The 4,599-nt window shown below is 69.2% G+C and carries 4 protein-coding genes; 2 read left to right on the forward strand and 2 right to left on the reverse strand.

Annotated elements, in window-relative coordinates; genetic code table 11:
• A partial coding sequence (locus tag VF697_RS14280) for a protein kinase (protein ID WP_414641290.1) occupies nucleotides 1-377 on the reverse strand: 377 nt, incomplete at its 3' end.
• A 76-nt stretch (nucleotides 378-453) separates the two neighbouring features.
• Between VF697_RS14280 and VF697_RS14285 the strand changes: the two genes are divergently transcribed.
• Together VF697_RS14285 and VF697_RS14290 are read left to right on the forward strand one after the other, a co-directional pair.
• A complete protein-coding gene (locus VF697_RS14285) occupies nucleotides 454-1,500 on the forward strand; it encodes a hypothetical protein (protein WP_331095248.1) in 1,047 nt (348 codons plus the stop codon).
• A complete protein-coding gene (locus tag VF697_RS14290) occupies nucleotides 1,497-3,068 on the forward strand; it encodes a hypothetical protein (RefSeq protein WP_331095250.1) in 1,572 nt (523 codons plus the stop codon). The genes VF697_RS14285 and VF697_RS14290 overlap by 4 nt, the downstream gene beginning before the upstream one ends.
• A gap of 29 nt (nucleotides 3,069-3,097) precedes the next feature.
• On the opposite strand, the gene VF697_RS14295 is transcribed toward VF697_RS14290, so the two are convergent.
• The coding region (locus VF697_RS14295) for a catalase (RefSeq protein ID WP_331095252.1) at nucleotides 3,098-4,599 on the reverse strand (1,502 nt) is incomplete at its 5' end.

A 4,599-nucleotide genomic window follows, 5' to 3' on the forward strand; every position in this document is an offset into this window, starting at 1 on the left:
TTGCGCTGGTGCGCTCCAGCGCGCGCGATGGCGGCCACGGTCTCGCCCGGCAGGTACTCCATGGCGAGGTAGAAGGCCCCCGCTTCCTCTCCCAGGTCGAAGATCTGGACGATGTGCGGGTGGTTGAGCTGCGCGGCGATCCGGGCCTCGTCGAGGAACATCCCCACGAAGTCCGCATCCGTGCCCAACCCGTCGAGAATGCGCTTGATGACGACGAACTTCTCGAAGCCCTTGGGCCCCTGCTGGCGCGCCAGCCAGATCTCCGCCATGCCGCCCACAGCCAGCCGCGCCAACAGGTTGTAGCGGCCCACGGCCAGCCCCTGCTGCCAGACAGCGGGGGCCTCGAAAGAGACCGGAGGGCGGTGGGTGTCGCTCACAAGGGAACTTTCTTCATCCGACCCGGGCGCTGTCAATTCGACGCTTTCCGAGCATACCGGATAACATCGTCACGCCTTGTCCAGTCTCCCCCCGCTCCTCGCACTCATCACCGCCCTGCTGCTGGCCTCGCAAGCATGGGGCCAGACGCCCAACCCGGAGCTGTCCCGCGCCCGCCAGTTGCTCGACGGGCTGCGCTATACCGAGGCGGCCCGCTCGCTGGAGGCCGCACGCGCGCACCCAGGCAATGATCGGAACACCCTCCTGCAAATCCTGGAGCTGCAGGGGGTGGTGGCCGCCATGCTCCAGCAGCCGGCGAAGGCCCGTACCGCGTTCCAGACCCTCCTGGTGCTCGCGCCGGATCATCAGCTCACGGGCGACTACGCCCCTCGGGTGGTGACGCCTTTCTTCGAGGCCAGGGCCTGGGTGGCCGATCAGCGGGCGGCGCTGCGGCTCGAGGCGGCCCCCGCGAGCAAGACGGACACCACCATCGAAGGGGTGGCCGTGCAGGTGACCACGGACGTGTTGAGGTTGGCCCGCGCGGTGCGCTTCCACCTGCGCGCCGATGAGGCGCCCTGGCGGCAAGAGGAGAGCCCGTTGCTGGAGGGGCGGGCCTCGGTCGCCGTGAAGGGGGAGCGAGTGCAGTGGTGGGCGGAGCTGCTCGACGAGCGTCAGGCCGTGCTCGCCACGGTGGGCAGCGCCTCCGCTCCCCTGCGGGAGACCGCTCCCCGGCCTCAAGCGCTCACAGCTCCTCCGAAACCCCTCACGGGCACCCCCGCGCTGGAGGGCGCACCGGGCTCCCCCTGGCGCACCGCGGCATACGTGTTCTTGGGAGCCGCGGCGGGGACGGGTGCGGCGGGGGGATACTTCGGGTGGCGCTCACGCAGCGCTCGGGCCGAGGTGGAAGGAGCGCCCGTGAATGAGCGGGGCCTCACCACGGGCCTGACCCAGCGCGAGGCCCTCGCACTCGATAAGCGGGCCCGCTCGAACGCCCGGCTCGCCAACATCCTCTTTGGAGTCGCGGGCGTCACGGCCCTCACGGGAGGAACGCTCTGGGTGCTCGGCGCGCCCGTGACGGTCTCCGCCACTCCCTCGGGGGTGACGGTCGGAGGTGAATTCCCATGAGCATGCCCTCATGGCATCGCACCGGGTCGTGGCTCTCCGTGCGGCTCCTGGCGCTCCTGCTCTCATTGCAAGGTTGTGACCGCGGCTCCACCGGAGCCGATACGCGGCGGTTCGCCTGCGGCCAGGATGACGAGTGCGCGCCGGGCTTCGTCTGCCGTGAGGACGAGTGCCAGCCAGGGGGAGGCTCCGTGGACACCCCACGTCCGACCCAGCTCTCCTTCATCAACCCCGCGCGGACGCTGCCGGCGGGAGGCTGCTCCTCCTGGGTGGAGCTCGAGTCCCGCGACGCCTCCGGCCACCCCCTCCCTGTCCCCTCACAGACACGGGTGACGCTGTCGGGACAAGCGGCCGCGGGGTTCTCGTTCTTCACCGATCCGGGGTGCACCACCCCCACCACCGAGGCGGTATTCCCCCCGGGTGCGGTGCGGACCGGCTTCTACTTCAAGGGGCGGACTGGCGGCACGTTCGCACTCTCCGCCGCGGCTCCAGGCTTCTCCACGGCGAGCCAGAACGAGACGATCCTGCCCGTGGTGCGTACCGGCGTCTGCACCCTGCCGGTCGGCGCCGGCTCGGTGACGTGCCCCATCTCCCCCGCGCAGCTCGACAGGTCCAAGACGCTGCTGCTCTTCCAGGCCAGCTCGGACGACCCCGAACCCGACACCGCGAGCCTGAGCTGCTCGCTCTCGGCACTGGATGCCTTCACCTGCCGCCGCAACGACTTCGACAGCGGCACCGAACCCGCGGTCCGGATCGCATGGCAGACGGCGGAGCTGACTTCCGGGCTGAAGGTCCAGCACCTGCAGGGCTCGTGTGGGGGCACTCCCCTCACCAGGCTCCCCATCGAGCCGGTCTCCCGCCCGCAGAACACCTTCCTGCTGGTGAGTGCCGAGAAAGACGGCGCCACCCAGGGAGAGGATGACTTCTACACGGCTTCGCTCTCCATGATGGATCACGTGGACTTCGCGTTCTCCACCAACTGCACCACGAGTTGGCGCGTCTCGCTCCAGGTCGTGGAGCTCTCGGGCATCCACGTCACCCGCGGCATGACGGGCAGGATGAGCGGCCCCCAGCTCGTCGTCTCCAGCCTGCCGGCCGTGGATCTCGCCTCCACCGCCTTGCTCTTCACCTACCAGGTGTCAGGCGCCAGCACGGCCGTCATCTGTGACCGGGTCCTGCGCGGGGAGCTCACCTCACCCACCTCCATCACCTTCTCGCGCGGCGCGGGCGCCACGGGTTGCGAGGGGGCGAGCATCAACTCCATCTCCTGGGAGCGCATCGAATTGGGCGAGCGGGCGTGGGCCCAGCACGTCCCGGTGACGATGGACGCGGCCACCACGGCTGTTTCCCTCCCCATTACCGCCGTGGATCCGACACGCACCCTGGTCTTCGCCAGCGGGCAGCCGCAGTCCGGCCAGGCCGGCGGAGAGACTTCCCACGCGACCGACGATGTCATTGGCGCCGCGCTGGGCTGGCACTCGCTCACCTCGCCCACGGTCCTGGAGGTCAGCCGCGGCGCCGCCGCGGGCAGCGCGAAGTGGTCCTCCACCGTCCTGCAGCTCGAGCCCTGATCCCGCGCGCGTCCATCGACTGAGGCCGCTCAGCGTTTCCCAGGCGGCGGCTCGCCCATCGCCGTGGGCGAGGTGACGGAGTCACCCTTCGGATCCACTCCGCCCGTGGGGGGCTGGAGGTCCTCCGGCTTCAGGCGCTCCTTCAGCGAGGCGGGCAGGGTGCTCGGGACGGACATCCCCAGCCCCTCGGCCACGCGCCGGCCGTAGTCCTTGTCGCACTGGCTGAAGTGCCAGACCATGCGCTCCTGGATCTCCTTCGTGCAGCCCCGCAGCGCGCCCACGAGGTTGCTGATGAGCTCCTCGCGCTCCCAGTCCTCGTGCTTGCGGTAGCGCTCACCGGCCTGCTGGTAGTTGTTCTGCCGGTCGAGCTTCTGCCGCACCAGGTGGCCCGAGACGAATGGCATCTGCTCCGGGCCGTCCGGCGGGGCCTCGCGCAGCCCGCCCAGGGCCGAGGGCTCGTAGTTGACGTGCGGGTTGCGGGTCAGCTCGGTCCTCTCCGTGTATGCCATCTGCCCGCCCTGCTGGTGGGTGGCCACCGGCCGCTTCGGGGCATTGATGGGCAGCTCCAGGTAGTTGGCGCCCACGCGGTGGCGCTGCGTGTCCGAGTACGAGAACGTCCGGCCCAGCAGCAGCTTGTCGTCGGAGAAGTCCAGGCCATCCACCAGCACGCCCGTGCCGAAGGCGGCCTGCTCCACCTCCGCGAAGTAATCCACCGGGTTGCGGTCCAGCACCATGCGCCCCACCGGCCGCAGCGGGAACTGGTCCTCGGGCCACAGCTTGGTCGGATCCAGCGGATCGAAGTCGAGCTCCGGGTGCTCTCCGTCGCTCATGAGCTGCACGCAGAACTCCCACTCCGGCTTCTCGCCCCGCTCGATCGCCTCGTACAGGTCTTGCGTGGCGTGGTTGAAGTTCTTCGCCTGGAGCTGCTCGGCCTCGGACTGGAGGAGGTTCTTCACGCCCTGCTTGGGCACCCAGTGGTACTTCACCAGGACGGACTCCCCCTTCGCGTTGACCCACTTGTACGTGTTGACGCCCGAGCCCTCCATGTGGCGGTAGCTGGCGGGGATGCCCCAGGGGCTGAAGAGGAACGTCACCATGTGCATCGCCTCGGGCGTGAGGCTGATGAAGTCGAAGATGCGCCGGGCGTCCTGGCGGTTGGTGACGGGGTCCGGCTTGAAGGCATGGACCAGGTCCGGGAACTTCATCGCGTCACGGATGAAGAAGACCTTGAGGTTGTTGCCCACCAGATCCCAATTGCCGTCCTCCGTATAGAACTTCACGGCGAAGCCGCGCGGGTCGCGCAGCGTCTCCGGGGAGTGGCCGCCGTGGATGACGGAGGAGAAGCGCACGAAGAGTGGCGTGCGCTTGCCCTTCTGCTGGAACAGCCTGGCGCGCGTGTACTTCGACACGGGCTCGTCGCCGACGGTGCCGTAGGTCTCGAAGTAGCCGTGCGCGCCCGCACCGCGCGCATGCACCACGCGCTCGGGAATGCGCTCGCGATCGAAGTGCGAGATCTTCTCGAGGAAATGGT

Origin of the sequence: Archangium sp., assembly GCF_036388035.1 — a bacterium.
GTDB lineage: Bacteria > Myxococcota > Myxococcia > Myxococcales > Myxococcaceae > Archangium.